We start from the raw sequence: 24,736 nt of genomic DNA, 5'->3' as shown, positions 1-24,736 counted from the left end.
CCCAGGCGGTGCGGGCCGACAAGGTAAAAAGCTCTGAAATCCGGCTGAACCGAGGGTGGCCGGGAGGAAGGATATGGGGACGTCCGACTGTTAGTTGTGGTGTACAACAACTACCGGGGACAGGCGGGACGACGGGAAAGGGGAACCCAGCGTGTTCGGGATCGACAGTTACGTGGCGGTCGGCGACAGCTTCACCGAAGGCCTCAACGACGAGCGGGACGACGGCACTTTCGGCGGCTGGGCCGACCGGCTGGCCCAGATGCTGGCTGGTGGGGAGCCCGGGTTCCAGTACGCGAACCTGGCGCTGCGCGGGAAGATGCTCGACGAGATCATGGCGGAGCAGCTCCCGATCGCACTCGAACTCAAACCCGATCTGGTCACCCTGTGTGCTGGCGGCAACGACGTGATCGTGCCCGGCGCGGACGTGGACGCCATCGCCGCGCGGTTCGAGGCCGGGGTGGCCGCGCTGCGCGAGGCGGGCATCCCGGTGGTGATCTTCAACGGCCCGGACACCAAGGCGCTGTCGGTGATGAGCGTGCTCCGCGGCAAGGTCGCCATCTACAACACCCACCTGTGGGCGATCGCGGCCCGGCACGGCGCGAAAATGGTCGACCTGTGGACCATGGCCCCGCTGCACGACCGCCGTGCCTGGAGCGACGACCGGCTGCACTTCACACCGGACGCGCACCGCCGGATCGCCCTGCTCACGGCGGAGGTACTGGGCGTCCCGGTCACCGAGGACTGGCGTGACCCGTACCCGGTGAGCACCGAGCCGGCCACCTGGATCAACTCCCGCCGCTCGGACCTCACCTGGACCAAGGTGCACCTGCTGCCCTGGATCCGCCGCCAGCTCCGAGGCGAGTCGATGGGCGACGGCCTCTCCCCGAAACGCCCCCAGCTCGCGCCCCTGCTGCCCGCCGAGAGCGTCCCGCTGGACCTCGAGATGCGGAACAACGCCACCGCGTCCTGACCGCCGCGCCGCGCCGCGGCAGTTGAGGGTGGCCGGGCTCGCGCGCGACCGCGTGGGCCAGGCCATCGCCACCCGAACGGCGGCCGTCACCAGGTCGCCAACCGGGCGGGGCGGGCCTATGGTCCCTTTATGTCCGGTGCACGTGGGTGGTTTCGCCTGATCCCCGTCGCGGTGCTGGTCACGGCGCTGCTCGCGGGTCTGGCCACCTGGTTGCGGGCGGACGGCATCGAGGCCGACCTCGCCGGCCGCGCTCGCTCGGCGCTGGATTCGGCGGGCATTCGAGGTGGCGAGGTCCGGTTCTCCGGCAGGCAGGCCACCCTCGAAGGTGTCCCCGCCGAACAGAGCGGCCGCGCGCTCGGCATCGTGCAGGGCGTCGAGGGGGTCGAATCGGCGCAGGCGTCCGGCGGTGCCGGGCCGGCCACGTCGCCGCCGATGCCCAGCACCAGCGCGGCGCCGAGCAGCCCACCGCCGAGTTCGCCCGCCCCGCCGTCCACGCCGCCGACCGATCGGGCCGGCATCCAGGCCGAACTGGACCGGAAGCTCGCGGACACGCCGATCACCTTCGAACCGGACAGCGCGCGGCTCACCGACGAAGGCGAGAAGGCCGCCCGAGAGCTCGCGCCGCTGTTCCGCGATGCCCCGAACAGCCTGCGCTACCGCATCACCGGGCACGTCGCGGACGGTCCGGGTGGCCGCAGTGCCGCGCGCAAGCTTTCCCGCAACCGTGCGCTGACGGTGGTGCGGCTGCTGATCCGCGAGGACGTGCCGGCCGACCGGCTGCTCGCGCTCGGCACCAGCACCACGCCGGAGGGCTCCGGCTCGGACGACGACCGGCGCGTCGAGATCACAGTCGAACAGAGGTGATGGCGGATGCTGTGGCTCTTCGGGCAGATCTGGCTGTGGCTGCTCGTCTCGTTCCTGCTCGGGGCGGCGGTGATGTGGCTGCTCACCCGGATGGCCCGGCCCCGGGCCGAGGGTGCCGGCGCGACCGAGGCCGCCCGGCCGGAACCGTCGCGTCCCCCCGCGGAACCCCCCGCCCCGACCGACGCCGAGCAAACGCACTACCTCCCGCCGGTCGAGGAAAGCCCGCACGACGACTTCGGCTACCACGATTCCGGCTACCACGAGGAGGACCCCGGCCGCGTCTACAACGACTACCCGGAGATCGACCCGGACGAGCCGTACCCGCCGCGGGACGCCGTCGGCTACCCCGAACCCGAGCCGCGGCTGTCCGGAGAGCTTGACTGGCCCGCGGACGAGGAGTACGCGGACGACTGGCCCCACGAGGACGAACCCGCGCAACGCCGACCTGGACGCAGTGGCTGACACCCACCTGGTAGATTCGGCTACGCACGGTGAGCGGGCGCCGAGGAGGCCCGGACGAGGTCAGGAGGTCCGATGGCGCTCCCGCACTGGACCCCGCACCACCTGCTGCCTCCCGGCCGGCACGACGCCGACCTGGCCGACGTCTACGAGCGGCTGGTGTACGACGCACCGCACCAGAACGAGCGCGAAATCCTGTTCAGCGCCCTCAACAGCTACCTCGGGGTCGCCCGACGGGTGATCACTTCCGGGCGCGCCTGGCTCGGCGGCGCCTTCGTGACCCGGACCTCGTACCCGCCGCCCGGCGTCGACGTGGTGCTGCTCCCGGACGACTGGGGTGCGCTCAAAAGGCTCGACGACAGCGGGCGTACCGCGTTGTACGGCCTGCTCACGCTGCGTGGCGTGATCGTCGGGCAACCCGCGATGTACCTCGATCAGATCCAGCCGGTCGGCGGGATCCTCGACGGCTTCCTGTGCCGTCCTGGCGACGAGGACGTGTGGGAATCGGTGTGGGCCGAGGGCGGCCGCGGTATTCCGGAGATGGTGTGGTGAGGAACGAGTTCCGGCGGATCGCCGACGAGATCCCCGGCGGCACCTGGCTGGACGATCTGGCGCGGGCCTCGGCGATGGCGGCGAACGCGAAGTTCGAACGCACCTCGCGCGCACCGCTGCTGCACGTGTCGATGATCGGCGAAACACATCTCGACGCGTACACCTTTTCCGACATCAGCCGGGCACTGCAGGACGCCACGGCGAAGGTCGGGCACATCATCCGCAATCCGTCCAATGAGGTCACTTTCGTCCAGCCCGCGGACCGGGACAAGGCGCCGTTGATCCAAAAAGGACAGGCGGGCAACGCGATCTTCTTCGGCTTCCCGGAACCCGCGCCCGAGGACGCGCTGATCCACGACGGCATCGAAACGCTGTCCGAGCGCGCGGTGAAGGAACTCTGCGAAATCCTGCCGGCCAACGGTTCCGACGACGGCGCACTGGACGCGATCCTGTTGCAGCGCGACACCGTGCGCAACGCGGTGAGCGACATCGTGAACGCGGTGAGCAAACACGCCGGCATCGGCATGGCACTCACCCCGACCGCGGGCGAGCAGGTCACCCGCAGCGTGACCACCGAACAGGCCCGGGTACTGCAGGGCAGCCTGCGCGAATCACGCGAGGCGGTGGGGTACGAAACCGTGACCGGACGGCTCGACGGCGTACGCACCCGGCGGCGGATCTTCTACCTGGAGCGCGAAACGGGCGGCACGATCCAGGGCGCGGTGGCACCGGATCTGCTCGACCAGATCAAGGAAAACCTCGACCGTCCGGTGACCGCGCGGTTGCGCGTCGTGCGCACGACGACGATCGACGGGCGCCGCGGCCGCCCGGTGCACGAGCTGCTGGAGATCACGCCCGAGGTCAGTCTTTTCGATCATTGAATTGCACCGCACCGGACGGGAAATGACGATATGGTCCGGTACGCGGTCAAGGAATGACATTATCAGTCGGTAACGATTTCGGCCGGAACGGCGGCTTCTGGGTTAGCGTCGTCGCACTCCGACCCGGAAGGCGTCCGCATGACCCCCCATCCGCCGCGTCCTGCCGCGCCACCGCGGCACGGCCGGCCGACCGTCCCCGCCGATCCGCAGCACGCACCGAGGCCGCCGAGGCGGGCGAACGTGCCGGGAGGCGTGGCCGTCGCGTGCGGGCTGGCCGCGGCCGGGGTGGCGTTCCTGCCGAAGCACGGGTACGTCGCGTGGCTGGTCGCCGGGGTCGGGCTGCTGGCCGGGGTGATCGGTGCGGTGCTGGCCGCGCGGGGCCGGATGCGCGGGCTCGCCGTCGCGTCGACCGGCGTGGTGCTGTCGGTGCTGGCGGCCCTGCTGTACGGCGCGACACTGCTGTACCCGTCGATGTTCGGCACGCCACGCTCCAGCGAACTGCACATTCCGCCGGTATCGGGTGATTCGCATACGGTCGATTTCGTGGTGACTTCCGCCGGTGGAGCGACCGTCCGCTACGGCACGCTGGACGACCAGCGCACCGACTCGGCCCCGGCGAGCACCGACCAGTGGCACGGCCACGCCTCCTACGACGGCGGGGCCCCCATCCTCTCGGTCACCGCCGACACCGCCAACGGCGGCGTGACCAACCAGATCAGCTGCGCCATCGTCGTCGACGGCCAGACCGTCGCCGAAAACGACGGCACGACCATCGCCCTGTGCACGGCCAACGTCGACTGATCCCGGGTGCGCCGCTGATCCGCCGGGACGCCATCCGGCCTGACGTACGCGCATCCACCGGCGCATCACCGGACCTGGCGGCCGGCGTGTTCACGTCCATCGCCGGAGCGGGCCCCATCGGGCCTGGCGGCCGGCCGGCCTAACCCCCATCTCGGCCGGCCAACCGCCACCGAACCGCTCCTGGCGATTCCGCGGACCCGTCCCCATCGCGTGGCGACGGGTCCGGTGCCGGTTTCCCAGCCTGCCCCTCCCCTAGGGCTCCACCGGCGACGCGGCCGACCCTACGCGCGCCGGTCGCCGGGCGGCTAAGAATTCACTAAGGATGCCCGACCAGAACCGTCCTGACCTGGGAAAATGTGGGTGAACAAGATCCTCAGTCGAGGCAGAACTCGTTGCCCTCGACGTCCTGCATCACGATGCAGGACTCTTCCACACCGTCGGCGGCCAGCAGCTGCACGCGGACCGCGCCGAGCGCGACCAGCCGCGTGCATTCGGCCTCGAGGGTGGCGAGGCGTTCGTCCCCGACGAGCCCGGTGCCGGCCCGCACGTCGAGGTGCACCCGGTTCTTGACGACCTTGCCTTCGGGGACGCGCTGGAAGAACAGCCGCGGGCCGACCCCGGTGGGATCGACGCAGGCGAACGCCGAACCCTGGTGCTCCGGCGGAAGTGAGCGATCGAAGTCCGTCCAGGTGGCGAACCCCTCCGGGGGTGGCGGCACCACGTACCCCAGCACGTCGCACCAGAAGCGGGCGACCCGCTCGGGTTCCGCACAATCGAAAGTGACCTGAAACTGCTTCACCGACCCCATGAGCGTCAGCCTAACGGGAGCCGCAACCTAATTCAGCTCCGCGGCTTCCTGCCGCAGTGCCTGAATGTGCCGAGGATTCATTCGCTCGTACAGGTCGAGCGCCCGCCCGTATTCCGCGCGGGCCTGGCCGACCGCCGGCTTCGCACGCAGGATCCGGGCCAGCGTGACCCGCAGAATTCCTTCCTGCAGCTCGAACTGTCGCGTCACGGCAAGCGAAACCGCTTCGGTCGCATAGCGTTCCGCGGTGTCCAGCTCGCCGATGTCCAGGTGGAGTTCGGCGAGGTTGTTCAGGGATACCACCGCGTAACTGTCGTCGCCGAGTTCGCGGTCGATTTCCAGCGACGCCAGTTCGTGTCCGATCGCCTCGACCGTACGGCCGGCACGTTTCTCGGTCTCCGCGCAGTTGTTGAGCGCCTGCCCGCGCAGCTCCAGGTCGCCGGCCCGCTCCGCCTCAGCGGCGGTTTCCAGCAGGCACGCGATCGCCTCGTCGTAACGGCCGAGCAGCGTCAGCACGCTGCCGAGGTGGATCCTCGCCACGGCCAGCGACCGTTCGTCGCCCAGCTCGCCCGCCAGCGCGACCGCGCGTTCGGCGTCCTCGAGACTTCCTCGCGACAGCTCGAAAGTCAGCGCGATCGCGCATCGGGAGATCAGCATCCAGCAGACCCCGAGCGGTTCGTCCGCGGCCTCGGCAGCGCCCAGCCCGATGTCGACGAGGCGGCTCCAGTCCTCGTACAGCGGGCAGACCACCCGATAGGTGTGCCCCACGCGCGCCAGCCGCCAGACGTCGGCGTACCGCTGCCGCGCGTACGCGGCGTCCAGCACCGCCAGCAAAGTGGGCCATTCCGCGGCGAACCAGTCCTGCGCCTCGTCGAACGTGCGCAGCGGCGGAAGCGATTCGGGGGCGACGAGACCGGTCAGGTCGAGCGGGTCGACGATACGCAGCATCTTCCGGCGCGCGGTGTCGGACGCCGCCTGGTAGTAGCGCACCGCGCGGTCCAGGACAGCCGCACGCTCCTGCGGGGTCAGCTCCGTTTCCGCCAGGTCGCGCAAGTACAGCCGGACGAGGTCATGAGGCGCGAAGACATCACGCGCGGTTTCGGTGAGCAGACTCTGCGCGGCGAGCGTGCGCAGTTCGCGCCGGGCCTGTGCCACCGGGATCTCCGCGACCGCCGCGGCCAGGTGCGGGCCGATCTGCCTGCCGGGCACCGCGCCGAGTCGCAGCAACGTGTGCGCGAGCTCGCCGGGCAGTCCGCGGAACGAGACGTCGAACGCCGCGCGCACGCCGTCGTCGGCACCGGTCACGTCCAGCGCGGCCAGCCGGGTCCGTTCGTTGCCCAGCTCCGCCACCAGATCCTCGGTGGTCCACTGTGGACTCGCGGCGAGCCGGGCACCGGCGATCCGCAGCGCCAGCGGCAGGTACCCGCACAGCCGGGCGAGCGCGTGGTTGAGGTCGAAGTCGGCGGGACCGGCGAGCTCCTCGATCACCCGCACCGCGTCGTCGGCCGCGAGGGTGCCCAGCACCCGCAGCTTCGCCGCGTCGGACACCGCCAGCGCTTCCAGCCGCGACCGGCTGGTGACCACCGTCCTCGACCCCGGGCCCGGCGGCAGCAGCGGACGCACCTGTTCGGCCGAACGCGCGTCGTCGAGCAGCACGAGCATCCGGCGCCCGGCGATCAGCGACCGGTACAGCGCGACCCGTTCGGGCAGTGGCTCCGGCACCTCGTCGGCCGGCACCCCGAGCCCGAGCAGGAACTGGGCGAGCAGATCCCCCGGCTCCCGCGGTGCGTGGTGCGGATCGAACCCGTGCAACGACGCGAACAGCACCCCGTCCGGGAAATGCCGGGCCGCGCGATGCGCCCACCACACCACCAGCGCGCTCTTGCCGACCCCGGCCGTCCCGGACACCACGGCGACACCGCCGGGCAGCCCGTCGAGCCAGGCCAGGTCGGCCTCGCGCCCGGCGAGCGCGGGCAACGCGGGAGGCAGCTGCGCGGGCGTCGCGGCGGCGACCACGGAAACCGGCGCCGCGTCCTCCTGCGCCACGAGGTCGTCGTTGAGCACCCGCTCGTGCAGCCAGCGCAGGTCCACGCCGGGTTCCACGCCGAGCGTGCGCAGGGTGGCGCGGAAAACCGTGCGATACAGCTCGAGCGCCTCCCCGCGACGGCCCGCGTGGTAGAGCGCCCGCATCAGCTGGGCGGCGGTGCGTTCGGCCAGCGGATCGGCCCGCACGATCGGGCTCAGCTCCACGATCAGCTCGTTGTGCCTGCCCAGCCGCAGATCCGCGTCGATCCGCGCGCCGTGGATCGCCAGCCGCAGATCCGCCAATTCCGGCGCACGGACCGAATCGGGCACTCCGGACAGGGCGGGGCCCTGCCACAGCGCGAGTGCCTCGGCCAGCAACCGGGACGCGCCCTCGGGTGGTTCGAGCGTGGCGCGGTCGAACAACGCCCGCGCACGGTGCACGTCGATCCGCTCGGGTGCCACGGCGAGCTGGTAGCCGGGCGGGCTGGTGTGGATCTCCGCGACCGGGCCGGTCCGCAGCTGCCGCAGGATCCGGCGCAGGTGCGAGACGTTGCCGTGCACGATGGTCCGCGCCGTGGCGGGCGGATCGTGGCCCCACAGCGCGTCGATGATCTCCTCGAGCGGCACGATCTTGCCCACCCGCAGGGCGAGCAGGGCCAGCAGTCCCTTGACCGCGGGGCCGCCGATCGGGACCGTCCGGGCGCCGTCGAGCAGCCGCACCGGGCCGAGCAGTTCGACCCGCGCGCCGGCGTCGGCCATGCTCGCGCGCACCTCCCGGGCTCATCCCCAGCCAGAGTGGTCAACTTACCGCCGGAGAAGCACCGGCAGAAACCGCTCCCCGGGGGGGTGATCCCGGCCCGCGGGACGAGACGAGCCCGGCTCCGCGTCATCAGTCCCGATCTGATGGCGCGGGGCCGGGCTCGGTGAACATCGGCCGGGCCGCCAGGGGGCGCGGTCCACCCGATTTCCGGCTGTCCCCTGGCGGTACGGGTGGGCTCACCCCGAGCGAAGAACCCGGACCGCAGTGGACAACGTCGCTCCACGGTGGGACCGGCAGGCCCCGTGCGGAGTGGCGACAACGTAACAGGCTGCGCATTCCCCGCTACCGGCGACCCACCGGGGGGTCACCGTGGCGCTGGTCACCGGGTGACCGGTGTGCTGTCCCGTCCGGCGATGAACGACGGCCGCGGCGCACCGGCCGCGAACGGCTCCTGCAGCGCGTTCTCCACGCTGTTGAAGACCAGGAAGATGTTCGACCGCGGGTACGGGGTGATGTTGTTCGACGAGCCGTGCATGATGTTCGAGTCGAACCACAGCGCCGAGCCAGCGGCGCCGGTGAACTGGTCGATCCCGTGCTCGGCCGCCATCGCGGTGATGTCGTCCTCCCGCGGTACGCCCACCCGCTGGTCCTTCAGCGAGCTCTTGTAGTTGTCCTCCGGCGTCTCGCCCGCGCACTGCACGAACGTGCGCTGCGAACCCGGCATGACCATGAGCCCGCCGTTGAACACGTAGTTGTCGGTGAGCGCGATGGAGCAGCTGACCGCACGCGGTATGGGCATGCCGTCCTCGGCGTGCCACGTCTCGAAGTCCGAATGCCAGTAGAAGCCGGAGCCCTTGAACCCGGGCATGTAGTTGACCCGGCTCTGGTGGATGTAGACCTCGGAGCCGAGGATCTGCCGGGCCCGGTCGAGCACCCGCGGATCCCGGACCAGTTCGGCGATCAGCTCGGACGTCTCGTGCACATCGAAGATCGACCGGACCTCACCGGTGCGAGCCTCGGTGATCACCCGCTCGTCGTCGGCAACGCCGTCGCCGGACGACAGCCGGACCAGCTCCTGCCAGTACGTTTGGACCTCACCGGGGGACAGCAGGCCTTCGGTGACCGTGTAACCCTTGGCGTCGTGGTTCGCCAGGGTGGCGGCGTCGATGGGGCCGTCTGCCTCGGAACCCCACACCGTGGGGTGCACGCGCGGAAGCCGCTCCGGCGTACCGGTGATCCGGGTCGGATAGCCGTCGTCGACCCGGGTGTCCATCAGCGTCACAGCTGTTCGCCTCCTGCTCTTCTGGTGTTTCGTCTCTTTCTCGCGGCTGGTGGGAGGAGTTCGGGAGAACTCGGGGTTTATTCGGTGATCAGCGGGTACACGCCGTTCTCGTCGTGCACCTCCCGGCCGGTGACCGGCGGGTTGAACACGCACACGCACTTGATCTCGGTCTTCGGCCGGACCTGGTGCTTGTCGTGGTCGTTGAGCACGTAGATGGTGCCCGGCTTGAGCGGGAACACCTCGCCGGTCGCCTTGTTCTCGACCTCGCCTTCCCCGGAGGTGACGAAGACGGCCTCGATGTGGTTGGCGTACCAGAAGTCGTTCACCGTGCCCGCGTACAGCGTGGTCTCGTGCACCGAGAACCCGATGCCCTCCTTGGCGAGGATGACGCGCTTGCTGCGCCAGTTCGGGGTCTTGATGTCAGCGTCGGTGTCGGTGACTTCATCCAGCGTGCGGACCAGCAAAATCGGCTCCTTTTCGGGTTGTTACTAGAGGACAGCGGCGACGGACTCGTCGATGATCGACAGGCCCTTGCCGAGTTCGTCGTCGGTGAGGGTGAGCGGCGGCAGCAGCTTCATCACCTCGCCGTCGGGACCTGAGGTCTCCATCAGCAGACCCCGGTCGAAGGCTTCCTTGCACACCGCGCCGGCGAGCTTGCCGTCGGCGAACTCGACGCCGCGGGCGAGACCACGGCCCTTGGCAACGAGGTTGGCGTCGGGGTAGCGCTCGACGAGCTGCTTGAAGGCGTCGCCGATGCGCTCGCCCTTGGCTTTCGTGGACTTCTCCAGCTCGTCGTCGCTCCAGAACTCGCGCAGCGCCGCGGCGGCGGTCACGAACGCCGGGCTGATGCCGCGGAAAGTGCCGTTGTGCTCACCCGGCTCCCACACGTCCAGCTCCGGCTTGATGAGCGTGAGCGCCATCGGGATGCCGTATCCGCTGATGGACTTGGACAGGCAGATCATGTCCGGTTTGATGCCCGCGTCCTCGAAGCTGAAGAACGGGCCGGTGCGGCCGCAGCCCATCTGCACGTCGTCGAGGATGAGCAGGATGCCGTGCCGCTTGCACAGGTCGTCGAGGCCCTTCAGCCACTCCAGGCGCGCGGCGTTGATGCCGCCCTCGCCCTGGACGCCCTCGACGATCACCGCGGCCGGTTCGTTGAGCCCGCTGCCGGAGTCCTCGAGCAGCTTCTCGAAGTAGAGGAAGTCCGGGAACGCGCCGTCGAAGTACTTGTCGTAGGGCATCGGCGTGGCGTGCACCAGCGGGATACCGGCGCCGCCGCGCTTCATCGAGTTGCCGGTGACCGACAACGCGCCCAGCGTCATCCCGTGGAAGGCGTTGGTGAAGTTGATGACCGATTCCTTGCCGGTCACCTTGCGGGCCAGCTTCAGCGCGGCCTCGACCGCGTTGGCGCCGCCGGGACCGGGGAACACGATCTTGTAGTCCAGCTCGCGCGGACGGAGAATGCGCTCCTGGAAAGCCTCCAGGAAGTCCCGCTTCGCGACGGTGAACATGTCCAGCGAGTGCATCACGCCGTCACGCTGCAGGTAGTCGATCAGCGCCTGCTTGAGCACCGGGTTGTTGTGCCCGTAGTTGAGCGCGCCGGCGCCGGCGAAGAAGTCGAGGTAGGGCTTGCCGTCCTCGCGGTGGAGCCAGCTGCCCTGGGCGCGGTCGAACACGACCGGCCACCCCCGGCTGTAGCTGCGGACTTCCGATTCGAGCTCTTCGAAGATGCTCATGACGTTGTTCTTTCGCTCCTACTCGGCGAAATTGACGGATCCATTGTTCAGCAACGGTCCGATACGGTACAGATCCTCGGGCTCGTGCCCGCCCTCGCCGTCGTCCGGGAAATCCGCGGACTCCAGCAGCCGGCTCGACTCCAGTGTCGTGTTCCAGCGTTTCGCGAAAGACGTGAACAGCCGGATGGACGCCTCGTTGTCCGGGGTGATGGTGGTTTCCAGGTACCGCACCCCGTTCTCGACCAGCCGGGTGTACAGGCCGTCCAGCAACTTCCCGGCCAGGCCTTTCCCACGCTGGGAAGCGTCGACCGCGACCTGCCAGACGAGCGCGGCAGCGGGCTCGGACGGCCTCCGGTAAGCGATCACGAATCCCACCGCTGCCCCGTCCACCCGGGCGACGACCGAAGTCTCCGCGAAATCCCGGCACCACAACAGGTACGCGTACGGAGAGTTGAGATCGAGCTTCTGTGAATCGCGCGCGATTCGCCAGAGATCGGCACCATCGGCCTTGGTCGGGGATTCGATCAAGTGCTTTCCGGACATACCAAGGAAACGTAACAGAGAATTTTCCCGCCGCCAGCGATCCACGCCACGTCCACCGCCCTCACCTGCGCGGACGCGGTTACCCCGGTGAGGAGTACCACAAACATGTTTCAGCCACCGGTACCCGGGGCACGACGTGCGCCTGGGCCGCTCACCCGGGGCGTGCGGCCGTCTCCCTCCCGACCATGCGACCTCTCCGGCCCCGGCGCAACTTCACCGGCGACGACCAGGGCGGATGCGTCGTCCGAGCGCGGCCAGCGGGGTCCACGCCGCGGGCAGCACCAGCAGCAGCACCACGACCAGCCACCACAGCGGGGCCTGGCCCCGGCGCCAGCCCTCGACCACCGAGCCCAGCCACCCGAACAGCGGCTGCGCCAGCGGCGGCAGGAAGGCCGCGAACAGCAACGCGGCCACCACCAGTACCGCCAGCACCGTGAGCAGCATCCGCCACCTGCGTCGCAGCGTCAGCAGGCTCACCACGAGGAACACGAGCGCCCCCGCGGCGACCGGCAGCCCGACCCACTGCAGGACCGCGCCGCCCTCCCCGCTGAGCACCAGGCCGGCGACCACGGTGATCACGGCGACCAGCAGGTTCCACGGCCGGCCGAGCCTGGTCGCGCCCTGGGTCACCCACCAGGCGCTGCGCCCGCACGCCTGCGCGAACTTCGCCGCCGGCTGCAGTGACTTCGGCACCCGGGTCGCGGTGGCGGCCGCGGTCAGCCCGGCCGCCCCGGCTTTCACCAGCGTCTTGGTGAGCAGGACCGAGCCCAGTTCGTCCTCGAATCGTTCCGCCGACACCCGGCATGCCTGAAAAGCACGCTGGGCGTTTTCTCCGGACGTTTCGGCGTCCTTTTCCAGCGGCCGTGCGGCAATCAATTTCCGGAAACCCTCGGACGCTTTTCCGTTTCCTTCTTTCGCGTCCTCGCCGGCCTGCTCAGCCACCGTCGGCAGTTCCTCGCAGGCGATCTGCGCCTGCCGGGTGCGGGCGAGCACCATCGCGGTCACCGGAAGGCTCGAGGGCAGCTCGGCACCGAAGTCCACCGGAGCCAGCTCGCCGTCCAGGCCCAGGAAGGCCAGCTCCTCGTCCAACTGCGTGCGCAGGCCGGGCAGATCGCCCGCAGCGGGGTTGTCGCCGGGGCCCGGCGGCTGCCAGCCGATCTCGGTGAACGTGGCACGGACCTGCTCGCGGAACTCCTCGCGACCCACGACGTCCCGCAGCATCCGCAGCCTGCCGGGATCCAGCAGGCACTGCATCAGCCAGCCCGCGCCGTCGACCCGGCCCCACATCCAGTCACTGGCCCGCCACGACGACTTGTAGAACGCGCCGAAGTTGCTCGCCTGGACACCGGTGAGCTTGTCCTCGCACCGCGCCCGCGACAGGTCGAGCAGCGTACGCGTGTTCGCACTGACCTGGACCAGATCGACCCGCTGGTCCACCGACGGCGTTTCGGTGACCAGCCCGCGGGTTGCCACGTGCAGCAGGAGCAGCCGCGACTGCAGTACCTCGTCGCCGGGGGTGTGGTCGTCGAGTTCGAACCAGTCCAGCAGCGTGGTCACGGTGTCCGCGGGATCCTCGGGCCGATCCTCTTTCGCGGCGAGCGCACGCAGCACCGGCGCGGCGGATCGCAACGCGGCGACGAGCTTCGGCCAGGCGGCGCGGACGTCGTCGGAAACGCCGAGCCCGGCCCATTCCCGCGCGAGCTGCCCGATCCAGTCCGGCAGGCTGGTGCCCGGCGCGGGCGGCTCGTGGCGGGCGACCCAGGCCGGCAACCGCACGCCGCGGGCGGCTGCCTTGCGCGCCGCGTGCAGCTGCGCCCGGGCGGCGTTGAGCTGCTCGGCCTGCCCGACGTCCGGGAACAGCCGGAACCCGGCGTTGACCAGCTGCAGGCCGGTGGCCACCGAATCGTCCAGCGCCATGGTGCGGTAGCGCGCCATCTCCGTGACCGGGCTGGCGTCCCCGGGCATCGTGTCGGGCAGGTCGTGGCGCAACCCGTCGGCGGCGACGTCGAACAGCCGCGCGGACCGGCCGGACGCCCACCCACCGTCCTTTTCCGACAGTGAATAGCGGCGGCCCGCGGCCCGGACCAGGTCGGCCGCGTCCCTGGCCACCCGGCGGTCGCGGTAGGCACGCAGCACCCGCTCGTCCACCAGCTGCCCGCTGCGCACGCCGAACGACGCCAGCGCCACCCGGGTGTCGCGCGCCCGGACCACGGATTCGTTGTGCCTGGTCAACTCGTCGAGTTCGGTGCTGATGGTCTGGCTGAGCACGGTGGAGACCACCTTCGCCAGCGCCGAACCGAGCAGCGGCGGATTCGCCGGATCACAGGCCACCGGGACCGCGTCGCCGTCGACCGTCGGCACCACGTAGAGCAGCAACCGCCGGACGTCCGCGGACGAGGGCCGTTCGAAGATCTCCTCCAGCGCCGGCCCGAGCGGTTTGTTGACCAGCACCCCGCCGTCGGTGATCCAGTGCGAACGCATCAGATCGGTGTAGCCGGTCATGTCCGGGTGCATCCGGTCGGCCGCCTCGGCGCCGATCGGCGTGCGCGACAGCTCGAACGCGCCGGGGAACGAGGCGCTGGACCGCGCGGCGAGCGCGAGCGGGCCGTGCACCTGGTTGTTCCACAGTGGACCGTCGAACCGGTACAGCATCCGATGTTCGGTGTCCCGCACCAGATTGCCGAGCGAGTCGTCGTACCGGGTGGTCTCGCCGTCGATCATGGTCCCGGTCAGCAGCACCGTGACGTCCGGCGGTTCGTCCGGCACGACGCCCGCGCCGGTGATGTCGTGCAGCGAGCGCTCCAGTTCGCCGAGCAACACGCGGTCGCCGTCGAACAGCGAACGCGGCTGCGCCTCGCCGGGGTCGCGGATCAGGTTCTCCAGCGAGCCGACACTCAGCCAGGTGTCCCGCAGCACGGCGGGAGAGGAGCGGTACGCCTCGGCCAGCCCGAGACACGCCGCGTTGATCCCGCCCGCGCTCGTGCCGGTGAGCACGTCGAGGCGCACGGTGGCGTGCAGCAGATCGAGCACCTTCCGGTAACCGCTGCGATCGCCCTTGGTGCGGGACGCGGTCAGCAACGCCGAGGTTTCGGTGGCGATTCCCCCCATCCACACGGCGAGGCTGGCGCCCCCGACCATGGTCATCGCGATCCGGATCTCCTGCGGCCACGGCTCCCCCGACTCACCCATGGGGGTCAGTCTCCCGGCCCCAGCAGCCCGCCCACAAGAGTTTCAGGCGGCGAGGTGCTCCAGCAGCCCGCCCACAAGAGTTTCAGGCGGCGAGGTGCTCCAGCAGCAGTACCTGTGCCTCGCCGACCGCGAAGCCGAGCACCGCACCGGTCGCGATGAGGATCCACTCGTCCTGCTGGAACGCCGGGCGCAGCAGCTGTTCGAACTCCTGCGGCGAAAGCTGCTTCATCTTGCTCACCAGCACGTTCCGGATGTCCATCGCGTCGGTGGCGTAGTCCTCGAGGTAGCGCATGGTCTCCGGCAACCTTGCCATGATCTGCTCGGAGATGGCCAGCTTCACGTCCTGGTAGCGGCGGCTGCCGATGGCGAACACCAGCAGCGGCTTGGCCACGTTCGCCGCCCGGCCCAGCTCGATGTCCAGCTGCCGCTGGATCAGCGCCAGCACCCGGTCGGACAGCGGACCGCGCAGCACCGCCTCGATCACGTTGTGCGGGGTGATGATCTCCCTGGCGATCAGCTCGCCGTAGGCCTCGGCGACCTCCGCACGGCGTTTGAGGAACAGGCCCTGCCACCGCACGCCGAAGTACTTCTTCTCCTCCAGCGGATAGAAGATCATCCGCAGCGCCAGCCAGTCGGTGAACCAGCCGGTGAACAGGCCGAACACCGGCATGATCGGCGGGAACTTGAACAGCACCCAGGCCACCATCTGGATCACGCCGATCAGCCCGCCGAACACCAGCCCGGAGCGCGCGATGAAGGTGAACTCCTGGTCGCCCGCCTCCTGGAAGATCCGGTTGAGCAGGCGCTTGTCCTTGACCAGACTGGTGACGACCATGCCCTTGAGGTCGAACACACTGTCCACATCGGACTGAATCAGTTCCAGTACGGCCTTGATCATGCGCGGTGCCTCGGACTGCACGCGCTGGATCACCAGCCGCTGCACCGGTTCCGGCAGCGATTCCCACCATCCGGCCTGGTAGTGCCCGGCGACCTCCCGCACGATGTCCTCGACCGCGGCGAGCATCGGCTTCTCGATTTCCTTGGCGATCCGTCCCGCGTCGAGGCGGTCGATCACCTCGGCCGGTTTGATCAGCTGCTCGGTCATCGTGTCGCAGGCGATGCTGGCCATCCGCGCGGCCCGTTTGGGCACGATGCCCTGCCAGCCGAGGAACGGTTTGATCCCGATGAACTCGACCGGCGCGAACATCATCCGGATGGCGACCAGCTTCGTGCCGTAGCCGATCAGCGCGGCGACCACCGGGATCGAAACGTAGAGCGGCCAGTGCCGGGCGAAGTCGTCGAGCACACCGTGCAGGAACGCGCCGAAGCCGCCCATCGGCCTCAGTCCAGGCTCGGGTCGCAGGCCCGCCAGAACTGCGCACCGAGCCGCGAGACGTGGATGGTCCGCCGGATCACCTTGGTGCGCTTGAGGCTGTCCTCGGCCGCCCGCACGGTCTCGTCGGTCAGCAGGATCTCGTACTGGGTCTCCAGCGCGGGCACTTCCTCGTCGAGTTCGACGAGACCGAGCCCGATCAGCCGGGTCACGTAGCCGGGCACCTGGTCGGGCAGGGACACGCCGGCCGCCTTGCCGACGGTGGAGGCGTTGCGCAGCACGATCCGGCCGGCGCCGCCGACGGCGGTGCGCTCGGCGACGTCGATCGCGGGGAACGGCGACCCGTCGGACAGGGCGGCGAGGATGCGTGCCTCGTCCGGGGTGAGCTGGCGGAGGATGATCGCGTAGAGATACTCGCGGGCCCGGTCGCGGCCGAAGCCGATGGAGTGGTTGAGCAGCTCGGCCATCGCCGCGCGCAGCGGTTCCACGCGGTCCCGCGCGGGCACCAGCATCACGGCGGCCGGTACGTCGCGGCCGTTCGGGCCGGGCCGGTTCATCGACGAGGCTGCGGTGAGCGCCGCGTGGTACGGGTCGTCGACCTCGTCGAGGCGCCGCCGCAGCTCGCTCAGCAGCCCGCGCTCGACCTGGCGCAGGCCGCGCTCGGCGGTGTCGATGCCGGGAAGTTTCTTCGTCAGCCCGAGGCCGGTGCGCGTCGCCCAGCCGGCCAGCTGTCCGGCCCGGCGCGCCAGGTTGGCCACGTCGTCGGCGGTGGCCCGGCCGTTCGCTCGCTGGTAGTCCACGGGCGTGCTCCCCTCGCTGTCCGCGCTGATGCTACCTGCGGGTAGTCCGAACCGCGCCGGAATGGCCGCGGTGTTGGATGGCCGGCATGACCGCGCCGCCATGGGGACCGCCGATCGACGTGCTGCCGCTGCTCGCCCGGGAGGAACAGGCGCTGGTCGCGCTGCTGTCCGGCCTCGGCCGGGACGACTGGGCGACCCCGGCCGCCGCCGGATCGACCGTGCACGAACTGGTCGCGCACGTCCTGGGCGAGAAGCTCGCCCGGCTCTCGCGCGACCGCGACGAGCACCCCACCGCCGGTCCGGCCGGCTTCGGCGCGGTGTGGCTGCCCGCGGCACGACAGCTGTCGCCGGAGGTCCTGTTCGCGATGCTCGTGGACAGCACCACGCAGCTCACGGACCTGTGGAAACACCGCGACCTGGACGAACCGCTCGACGAGGTGCCCGGCTGGCTGGTGCTGGCCCGCGATTACGCGTGGTTCTGGGTGCGTCAGCAGCAGATCCGTGAGGCGGTGGACGCACCGCCGCTGGACGAACCGGAGCTGCGCACCCCGGTGGTGGACACGTTCCTGCGAGCGCTGCCGCACGCGCTGCGCACGATCCCCGCACGAATCGGCCGCCAGGTGGCCTGCACCGTCACCGGCGCCAGCCGCTGGACCGCCCGTTCGACCGGCGAAGGCTGGACGATCACCCCCGCCGCGCCGACGTCCCGCTCCCCGCTGGCCACGATGACCACGGACGCGGACACGTTCTGGCGCTTCTGCACCGGCACTGGCGACCACCCCCACCTCACCGGCGACGCGGACGCCTGCGCCGCGATCCGCACCCTGCACAACCACCAAGCCACCAAGCCCTGACGCCCTGACGCCCTGACGCAGGCTCACGCCAGACCTCGTCGCGGACTTGCGGAACCTGCGAACCTGCGGTCCGCCACCGGACACCGCGGACCGAACGTCGACAGGTGATGTAGACAAGTCGACATTGCGGTTCAACGACACTGCCGCAACAAGGTCGAGTTCCGCCGCCAAACCCGCCGTCTCGTCGACCTACCGGCCCACCGGTCCCGCCGGCCGGTCACCCGGCGGTGGTCAGCGGCGCGGGCGGCGGGCCTGTTTGCGCAGTTGCAGGATCCGGGCCCCGCCGACCAGTGCGACCAGTGCCGCACCCGCGATGGCGGCGAAGAGCATCGCCACCGCGAGCGGCATGCTGCCGGAGGCGCCGAGGAAGTGCACGGTCGCCGTGTCCAGGTTCTGCAGGATGAAGATCAGCAGCAGCACCAGCACGATGATCGCCACGATCACCGCGATCCAGGTGCCGCTCACCCGGGTGCGGTTGATCTTGGCCGGTTTCCCGCCGGTGGGACGGGGGCCGGCGGACGGGGGCACGCCGCCGGGCTCGTCCGGCGCCACGCCGGCGTGCCGGGACCCGCCCGGATCGAGCGCGCCGGGCACCTCGGCGCCCGGCGCCTCGGGAATCTCGGATTTCGCGACTTCGGTGGGGTCGTCGCCTCGCGCATGGGCCATCCCCTCATTGTCCGCCTGCGCAGGGCGTTTCGCCCGTCCGGCGCCCCCCTATCGGGTGAGGTCGGTGTCGCGCAGCACGCGAAGCGTGTTCCGGCCCGCCAGCTTCGCGCAGTCCTCGTCGCTCCAGCCGCGCTCCAGCAACGCGGCGAACAGCACCGGGTACTTCGACACGTCCTCCAAGCCCTCCGGCAGCGTCCCGACACCGTCGTAGTCGCCGCCGAGACCGATGTGGTCGATACCGGCGACCTCCCGCGCGTGCTCGACGTGCGCCACGACGTCCTCGACGGTGGCCTTCGGCTTGGGCGGCGCGTCCCAGGTCTCGGTGAACCGCGTCCGCTGGCCGAGGTCGCGGAAGTCCTGCCCGGCTTCGGCCATCGCGTTCCGCAGCCGGTCGTCCCATGCGGTGACCGCCGCGGAGATGAACGCGGGCACGAAGGTCACCATCGCGACGCCGCCGTTGCCGGGCAGCTGCGCGAGCACATCGTCGGGGATGTTGCGCGGGTGGTCGTTCACCGCGCGGCACGAGGAGTGGCTGAAGATCACCGGCGCGCTGGTGACCTCCAGCGCGGCACGCATGGTGCTGGCCGCGACGTGCGAAAGGTCGACGAGCATGCCGATCCGGTTCATCTCGCGCACGACCTCGCGGCCGAAGTCGGTGAGCCCGCCGTGCGCAGGCTCGTCGGTACCCGAATCGGCCCACGTGGTGTTGAGGTTGTGCGTCAGCGTCAGGTAACGCACGCCGAGCCGCCGCAGGATCCGCAGCACACCCAGTGATTCGGCAATGCAGTGCCCGCCCTCGGCCCCGAGCAGCGACGCGATCCGTCCGTCGGCGAAGGCAGCTTCGGCCTCGTCGGCGGTGTCCACCAGCCGCAGCCGGTCCGGATAGCGCTGCGCGAGCTGGTGCACCACCTCGACCTGCTCCAGTACCGCGGTCACCGCGCTGTCGCCCTCGAACTGGCACGGCACGTAGACCGACCAGAACTGGAGGCCGAGCTTTCCCTCCGCCAGCTTGGGAAAGTCGGTGTGCAGGCCCGGCTGCCGCACGGTCAGGTCGAGTCCGGCCGCGGCGTCGACCGGGTTCGGCCCGGCCTGCTCACGCAGCTCCCATGGCAGGTCGTTGTGGCCGTCGGCCAGTATGACGGAGTCGAGCAGGTTCGTCGCGCGCGTCAGGTCCCCGGAAGTCATCCCCCGACCCTAGCGAGCCTTTCCCCGCAACGGGATCCCATCTTCTCTCTCGCAAGATGTATTCCGGAGAGAGTTGTACGGTAGGCTCTCCCGATGACCCTCGACTCCCACACCGACGACGAGATCGTGACCTGGTGGGGCCTGGTGATCGAGGGCTACCTGGCCACCCAGGACAAGCTGATGGGCGAGATCGCCGGCCGCTTCGACCTGGCGCCCGCATCCTTCGACATCCTGATGCGCCTGGTCCGCTCACCGGAACACCGCATGCCGATGACCCGGCTGGCCACCGAAGCGGCCCTTTCCAGCGGCGGTTTCACCAAGGTGGCCGACCGCCTGGTGGCCGCGGATCTCCTGCACCGGGTCCCGAGCCCGGACGATCGCCGCGTCACCTTCGCCGCGCTGACCCCGCACGGCCTGGACGTGGCCACCAAGGCACGGGCAGCCTGTGCGGACATCCTGCGCCGCATCGTCCTGACCCCGCTGGGCGACGAGGCGGAAATCCTGGCCAACGCCATGCGCACCCTGCGGTCGGCCAACGGCTGAAAGCCCCGGTCACGGATAGCCGAATCCCTGGGACTCCAGCTTCCGGCGGAGCGCGTCCAGGCAGCGCCGGCGGGTCGTGTCCACGCTTTTCGGCGAAATTCCCAGCTCGACGGCCAGTTCGTGGTGCCGCAACTGCGGGTGGTGGGCCATCAGCAGCAGCAACCTGCGGTGACGTTCCGGAAGTTCGGCGATCGCGCGCCACAGGGCGGCGGCCCGTTCGTCGGCCAGTAGAGCCGTTTCGGGTGAGTCGACCGGTGCTTCCGGTTCGGCCAGCCGGAAGGCTCGGGCCCGACGCCCGACCGCCCGGATCGCGTGCCGGCGGGCGACGGTGGTCAGCCAAGAACCCAGGCGGTCTCGTTCACGCACAGCGCCCGGACGGGTCAGGAAGGACAGCCACGCGGCCTGGCAGGCGTCCTCCGCGTCACCGCGGAGTCCCGGGTCGGCAGCCACGGTCCGGACGACCCTCGGGGATATCCGGCGCACCTCGTCGTCCCGCACCATCCCGGCGTCCCTTCGTCAGCAGTTGGAAACACTGACGACTCCGGGACCCGCGCCGGATCCACCGGACCAGGCACAACGCCGGATCAGGTGATCATCTTCGGCAGCCGGTATCCAGCGAAGACATCGCGGCTCAGGCCAGACCGGGCATCAACCGCAGCGCGTTGCCGGACAGGACACCGCGCAGGACTTCCTCCGGCAGGCCCAGATCCGCCACCGCGCGCACGTTCACCGCGGTACCGGGGACACCCGGCCAGTCCGTGCCGAAAATCCACTTCCGCGCCAGCCGCACGAGGTCGAACCGGGCGTAGTACTCCGGCAGCTTCTTCGGCGGCAGTCCCGCCAGGTCCAGCCACACGTTGGGCCTCGACTGCGCCATGAACGCCGCCACGTCGTACCACCAGCCGCGACCGCCGTGCGCGAAGACGAAGTTCACCGTCGGGAAGTCCTCGACCACATCGGAGAGCAGCTGCGGATCCCCGAAACTGGCGCGAGAGCCGGGAAAAACCGACAGTCCGGAATGGAGGACCACCGGGACGCCACGCTCGGCACAAAGCTCGTAGACCGGGTACAGCTCCTTGTCCGCCGGGGAGAACGCGCCGTGCACCGGATGGAGCTTCAACGCCACCGCACCCAGCGACAACTGCCGTTGCACCTCCTCGCGCAGCGGATGGTGCAGGTGCGGATTCACGTTGGCCACCAACCGAAACCGCTCCGGGTTGTACTCGACCAGCGGCAGGTTGTCCTCAATGGACTGGATACCGGTCGCGCGCGGGCTGTACTCGCAGAACAACAGCACCCGGTCGACACCTTCGCGCTCCATCAAGTCGTCCATCGCGGACGGAACCACCGCACCGGCCTCGTCGTACACCGTGCGCCACGGGTAGTCCCGCGCGAAGTCACGCGCCCAGTCCAGCCACGCCTGCTTGAGCGTCGGCAACCGCGGCGTGTGCACGTGGGCATCGACCACGAACTGACCGTCGATCATGACTGCGGCAGCGGTACGAGCAACGATTCCCGCACCAGCTCGCGGAGCACGTTGCGACGGATCTTCCCGGTGGCGGTCTTCGGCAGCTCCGCCAGCTCGACCACTCCGCGCGGCCGCTTGAACGAGGCCAGGCCGGAACGACAGAACTCGATCAGTTCGTCGGCGTCCACAGTGGCCGACGGTGCGGCGACCACACACGCGACGGGTTTGTCCAGCCCGTCCGCATCCGGCGCGGCCACCACCGCGACCTCGGCCACCCCGGGATGCTGCCGCAATCGTTCCTCCACTTCGGACGGTGAGACCCAGATCCCGCCCGCCTTCAGCATGTCTCCGAACCTGCCGAGGCAAGTGTAGCTGCCGTCCTCGTTGCGCAGGTAGCTGTCCCCCGTGCGCAGCCACTCTCCCTGGAACACCTGTTTCGTGGTCTCGTACCGGGCCCAGTACCCGACAGCGGTCGACGGGCCGGACACGTACAGCTCACCCGGCGTCCCCGGCTCCTCGACGACGGTTCCCCGCTCGTCCCGGATCTGCACGCGGTAGCCAGGCACCGCCACCCCGGTGCTGCCCGGCCGGATCGCGCCCGGACGGTTCGAGAGGAAGATGTGCAAGGCCTCGGTCGACCCGATCCCGTCCAGGATCTCCACCCCGAACCGCGAACGGAACCGCGTGAACAGCGACGCCGGCAACGGTTCGCCGGCGGAAACCGCGTACCGCACCGAGGAAAACGAGTCGTCCGGTACGTCACTGGCCAGCAGCGCCGCGAAGAACGTGGGCACCCCGAAGAACAACGTCGGCCGGTCCGCCCGTGCCCGCGCGGCGAACGACCCGGGTGTCGGACGGGCCGGCTCCAGCAGCGTGGTGGCACCGGCGGCCAGCGGGAAGAACGCCGAGTTCCCCAGCCCGTAGGCGAAGAACAGCTTCGGCACGGACAGGAAACGGTCCTGGGGAACGGTTCGCAGGACTTCTCGTGCGTACGTTTCACACACCGCGCGGATGGACGCGTGGCGATGCATCGCTGCCTTGGGCTTGCCGGTGGTGCCAGAGGTGTAGAGCCACAAGGCCGGTGAATCCTCCCAGGTACCCACCGGTTCGAAATCCATATCGTCCACTGTGGTCAGCTCCGGCCACTGGTGCACACGCGCCCGCGAGGAGAACTGCGCCGGGTCCGCGCGGTCCAGCACCACGTCGGCAACCTCGGGCGCGGCCGTGAGCGCGTCCACCGCCTGCGCGGTGAACTCGCCGGAGACGCACAGCACCCGGGCCCGCGAGTCGGCGAGCACCTGCCCCAGCTCGAGCCCGGTGACCATCGTGGACACCGGCACCGCGACGGCACCGGCGAGCATCGCACCGAGAATCCCGCTCAGCAGCTCGACGTCGTCGACCATGCAGAACATCACGCGTTCCTCGCGGCGGACACCCAGCTCCAGCAGGCCCGCGGCGACCCGGTGCGCCTCGATGGCGAGCTCGGCGTAGCTCAGCGTCCGCCGCGGCGACACCACCGCGGGCGCTTCCGGCCGGCCCTGCGAGAGCAGGAACTCCGCGGCGTTGAAGCTCTCCGGAACCGTCATGGCCGCCCCTCACGTGAGGTACACGTACTCGTAGTCGAACGGCTTGCCGTTGATGCCGTGGCGCGGTGGTGCGACCCATCCGGCGATCTTCCCCCGCTCGTACACCGGGTGCATGAGCGAACGGACGAACGCCAGGTCCTCGGCCGTCGGCAGCCAGTGGTGCCGGGCAGCCTCCCACGTGGCCTCGTCCACGACCGTGCCGTCCGGGGTCACGTGGTGGCCGGAGTTTATGCCGACCTCGCGGTTGAAACCAGGGTGCGGCAACCGGAACCAGAAGTCGATGCCGGCGTCGGAGAGGATCTTGTTCCAGCGGTTGACCCCGGTCTGGCAGTCCGCGGTGTACTCGGCACGCAGGTCGAGGTTCAGCAGCAGGATCGCCTGCAGTTCGTCGGAGGTCCAGGTGCCGTCGTCGCACGGCCGGTCCAGCGTGCGGGCGTCGTCGGTGAGTTTGTGGTCGTCCTTGCGGCGAGTCTCCTGCCAGCGGCCCTTGAGCCCGGCGGTGTAGTAGTTGGCCGCGTTCGTGGAGGTCTCACTGCCGAACAGGTCCAGCGACACCGTGTAGTGGAAGTTCAGGTAACGCTGGATCACCTCCAGCGGGATACCGCCGTGCGCGGCGATCTCGTAGGTGTCGTGCTCGCGGATCAGCTCGGCACTGCGCAGCACCACCCGGTCCACGCCGGTGGTGCCCACCATCATGTGGTGCGCCTCCTCCTTCAGCATGAACTCGCAGGTGCGCGACAGCGGGTCGAACGAGCTTTCCTTCAACGTGCCGAGCTGGTACTTCCCGTCCCGGTCGGTGAAGTAGGTGAACATGTAGAACGCCAGCCAGTCGGCGGTCTCCTCGTTGAACGCACCCAGGATGCGCGGTGCGTCCGGACTGCCGGAGTTGCGCAGCAGCAGACCTTCGGCCTCGTCGCGGCCCTCCCGGCCGAAGTAGGCGTGCAGCAGGTACACCATCGCCCACAGGTGCCGGCCCTCCTCCACGTTGACCTGGAAGAGATTGCGCAGGTCGTACAGGCTGGGCGCGGTCACCCCGAGCAGCCGCTGCTGTTCCACCGACGCCGGTTCGGTGTCGCCCTGGATCACGATCAGCCGCTGCAGATCCGCCCGGTACTCGCCGGGCACCTGCTGCCACACCGGCTCGCCCTGGTGCTCACCGAAGCCGATCCGCCGGTCCGCCTCCCGTTCGGCGAGAAAGATGCCCCACCGGTAGTCCGGCACGTTCACGTGGTCGAAGTGCGCCCAGCCGTCCCTGCCGACGCTGACCGCGGTGCGCAGGTACACGCCCTCGGTCTCCAGCGTCGGACCCATCTCGCCCCACCAGTTCATGAACTTCGGCTGCCAGCCCTCCAGTGCACGCTGCAGCCGCCGGTCGTCGGCGAGGTGCACGTTGTTCGGGATCTTGGCGTCGTAATCGATCTTTTCCGGCATGGG

At 69.9% G+C, this 24,736-nt stretch carries 23 protein-coding genes; 8 read left to right on the top strand and 15 right to left on the bottom strand.

What is annotated here, in order from left to right:
- The first annotated feature begins 151 nt into the window (after positions 1-151).
- The 6 genes from BJY18_RS26685 (at position 152) to BJY18_RS26660 (ending at position 4,527) form a co-directional block, all read left to right on the top strand.
- Positions 152-970 carry an SGNH/GDSL hydrolase family protein gene (locus BJY18_RS26685; RefSeq protein WP_184782688.1) on the top strand — a complete coding sequence of 273 codons (819 nt, stop codon included), beginning with the start codon at positions 152-154 and terminating at the stop codon, positions 968-970.
- 129 nt (positions 971-1,099) lie between these two features.
- The gene (locus tag BJY18_RS26680; protein WP_184782687.1) at positions 1,100-1,834 is read left to right on the top strand and encodes an OmpA/MotB family protein; all 735 of its coding nucleotides are present in this window, start codon (positions 1,100-1,102) and stop codon (positions 1,832-1,834) included.
- A 6-nt stretch (positions 1,835-1,840) separates the two neighbouring features.
- Positions 1,841-2,296, top strand: a complete 456-nt coding sequence (locus tag BJY18_RS26675) for a LapA family protein (RefSeq protein WP_184782686.1) — start codon at positions 1,841-1,843, stop codon at positions 2,294-2,296.
- 72 nt (positions 2,297-2,368) lie between these two features.
- Complete coding sequence (locus tag BJY18_RS26670; protein WP_184782685.1) at positions 2,369-2,845, top strand: DUF6932 family protein; 477 nt, start codon at positions 2,369-2,371, stop codon at positions 2,843-2,845.
- Positions 2,842-3,726, top strand: a complete 885-nt coding sequence (locus tag BJY18_RS26665) for a hypothetical protein (protein ID WP_184782684.1) — start codon at positions 2,842-2,844, stop codon at positions 3,724-3,726. The genes BJY18_RS26670 and BJY18_RS26665 overlap by 4 nt, the downstream gene beginning before the upstream one ends.
- A gap of 138 nt (positions 3,727-3,864) precedes the next feature.
- Positions 3,865-4,527 (top strand): hypothetical protein, encoded by a 663-nt coding sequence (locus BJY18_RS26660; protein ID WP_184782683.1) that lies wholly within the window; start codon positions 3,865-3,867, stop codon positions 4,525-4,527.
- 373 nt (positions 4,528-4,900) lie between these two features.
- Here BJY18_RS26660 and BJY18_RS26655 read toward each other — a convergent pair whose 3' ends face one another.
- The 9 genes from BJY18_RS26655 to BJY18_RS26615 all read right to left on the bottom strand — a co-directional run bounded on the left by BJY18_RS26655 (position 4,901) and on the right by BJY18_RS26615 (position 17,000).
- Positions 4,901-5,335: a VOC family protein gene (locus BJY18_RS26655; protein WP_184782682.1), complete on the bottom strand. Its 435-nt coding sequence runs from the start codon at positions 5,333-5,335 to the stop codon at positions 4,901-4,903.
- A 27-nt stretch (positions 5,336-5,362) separates the two neighbouring features.
- Positions 5,363-8,116, bottom strand: a complete 2,754-nt coding sequence (locus BJY18_RS26650; RefSeq protein WP_184782681.1) for an AfsR/SARP family transcriptional regulator — start codon at positions 8,114-8,116, stop codon at positions 5,363-5,365.
- Between the two features lie 380 nt (positions 8,117-8,496).
- Positions 8,497-9,399: an ectoine hydroxylase gene (thpD, locus tag BJY18_RS26645; protein ID WP_184782680.1), complete on the bottom strand. Its 903-nt coding sequence runs from the start codon at positions 9,397-9,399 to the stop codon at positions 8,497-8,499.
- A 77-nt stretch (positions 9,400-9,476) separates the two neighbouring features.
- Complete coding sequence (locus tag BJY18_RS26640; RefSeq protein WP_184782679.1) at positions 9,477-9,863, bottom strand: ectoine synthase; 387 nt, start codon at positions 9,861-9,863, stop codon at positions 9,477-9,479.
- A 24-nt stretch (positions 9,864-9,887) separates the two neighbouring features.
- Entirely contained in the window at positions 9,888-11,135 is a 1,248-nt protein-coding gene (ectB, locus tag BJY18_RS26635) for a diaminobutyrate--2-oxoglutarate transaminase (protein WP_184782678.1), read from the bottom strand.
- Positions 11,136-11,153: 18 nt separating this feature from the next.
- Positions 11,154-11,678 (bottom strand): diaminobutyrate acetyltransferase, encoded by a 525-nt coding sequence (gene ectA / locus BJY18_RS26630; RefSeq protein ID WP_184782677.1) that lies wholly within the window; start codon positions 11,676-11,678, stop codon positions 11,154-11,156.
- 213 nt (positions 11,679-11,891) lie between these two features.
- Entirely contained in the window at positions 11,892-14,867 is a 2,976-nt protein-coding gene (locus BJY18_RS26625) for a patatin-like protein (protein ID WP_184782676.1), read from the bottom strand.
- Positions 14,868-14,949: 82 nt separating this feature from the next.
- Entirely contained in the window at positions 14,950-16,203 is a 1,254-nt protein-coding gene (locus BJY18_RS26620; protein ID WP_184782675.1) for a DUF445 domain-containing protein, read from the bottom strand.
- A 5-nt stretch (positions 16,204-16,208) separates the two neighbouring features.
- On the bottom strand, positions 16,209-17,000 hold the full coding sequence (locus tag BJY18_RS26615) for an Abi-alpha family protein (protein ID WP_312873967.1): 792 nt from the start codon (positions 16,998-17,000) through the stop codon (positions 16,209-16,211).
- An 86-nt stretch (positions 17,001-17,086) separates the two neighbouring features.
- Here BJY18_RS26615 and BJY18_RS26610 point away from each other — a divergent pair, with 86 nt between their 5' ends.
- A complete protein-coding gene (locus tag BJY18_RS26610; protein WP_184782673.1) occupies positions 17,087-17,854 on the top strand; it encodes a maleylpyruvate isomerase N-terminal domain-containing protein in 768 nt (255 codons plus the stop codon).
- 231 nt (positions 17,855-18,085) lie between these two features.
- On the opposite strand, the gene BJY18_RS37040 is transcribed toward BJY18_RS26610, so the two are convergent.
- Positions 18,086-18,520, bottom strand: coding sequence for a lipopolysaccharide assembly protein LapA domain-containing protein (locus BJY18_RS37040; RefSeq protein WP_246458979.1), 435 nt, complete (start codon positions 18,518-18,520; stop codon positions 18,086-18,088).
- 48 nt (positions 18,521-18,568) lie between these two features.
- The gene (locus BJY18_RS26600; RefSeq protein ID WP_184782672.1) at positions 18,569-19,705 is read right to left on the bottom strand and encodes a dipeptidase; all 1,137 of its coding nucleotides are present in this window, start codon (positions 19,703-19,705) and stop codon (positions 18,569-18,571) included.
- Between the two features lie 93 nt (positions 19,706-19,798).
- On the opposite strand from BJY18_RS26600, the gene BJY18_RS26595 reads away from it, so the two are divergent.
- Complete coding sequence (locus BJY18_RS26595; RefSeq protein WP_184782671.1) at positions 19,799-20,248, top strand: MarR family winged helix-turn-helix transcriptional regulator; 450 nt, start codon at positions 19,799-19,801, stop codon at positions 20,246-20,248.
- A gap of 9 nt (positions 20,249-20,257) precedes the next feature.
- Here the strand turns inward: BJY18_RS26595 and BJY18_RS26590 are convergent, their stop codons facing one another.
- The 4 genes from BJY18_RS26590 to boxB all read right to left on the bottom strand — a co-directional run bounded on the left by BJY18_RS26590 (position 20,258) and on the right by boxB (position 24,733).
- Positions 20,258-20,749: an RNA polymerase sigma factor gene (locus BJY18_RS26590; RefSeq protein WP_184782670.1), complete on the bottom strand. Its 492-nt coding sequence runs from the start codon at positions 20,747-20,749 to the stop codon at positions 20,258-20,260.
- 130 nt (positions 20,750-20,879) lie between these two features.
- Positions 20,880-21,734, bottom strand: a complete 855-nt coding sequence (locus tag BJY18_RS26585) for an amidohydrolase family protein (protein ID WP_184782669.1) — start codon at positions 21,732-21,734, stop codon at positions 20,880-20,882.
- Positions 21,731-23,302: a benzoate-CoA ligase family protein gene (locus BJY18_RS26580; RefSeq protein ID WP_184782668.1), complete on the bottom strand. Its 1,572-nt coding sequence runs from the start codon at positions 23,300-23,302 to the stop codon at positions 21,731-21,733. The genes BJY18_RS26585 and BJY18_RS26580 overlap by 4 nt, the downstream gene beginning before the upstream one ends.
- A 9-nt stretch (positions 23,303-23,311) precedes the next feature.
- Positions 23,312-24,733: a benzoyl-CoA 2,3-epoxidase subunit BoxB gene (gene boxB, locus BJY18_RS26575; RefSeq protein WP_184782667.1), complete on the bottom strand. Its 1,422-nt coding sequence runs from the start codon at positions 24,731-24,733 to the stop codon at positions 23,312-23,314.
- Positions 24,734-24,736: the final 3 nt, after the last annotated feature.

Source organism: Amycolatopsis jiangsuensis (genome assembly GCF_014204865.1).
GTDB classification, from domain to species: domain Bacteria; phylum Actinomycetota; class Actinomycetes; order Mycobacteriales; family Pseudonocardiaceae; genus Amycolatopsis; species Amycolatopsis jiangsuensis.
The sequence above is the reverse complement of the archived record's forward strand: the minus strand, read 5'-3'. Positions and strand labels throughout refer to the sequence as shown.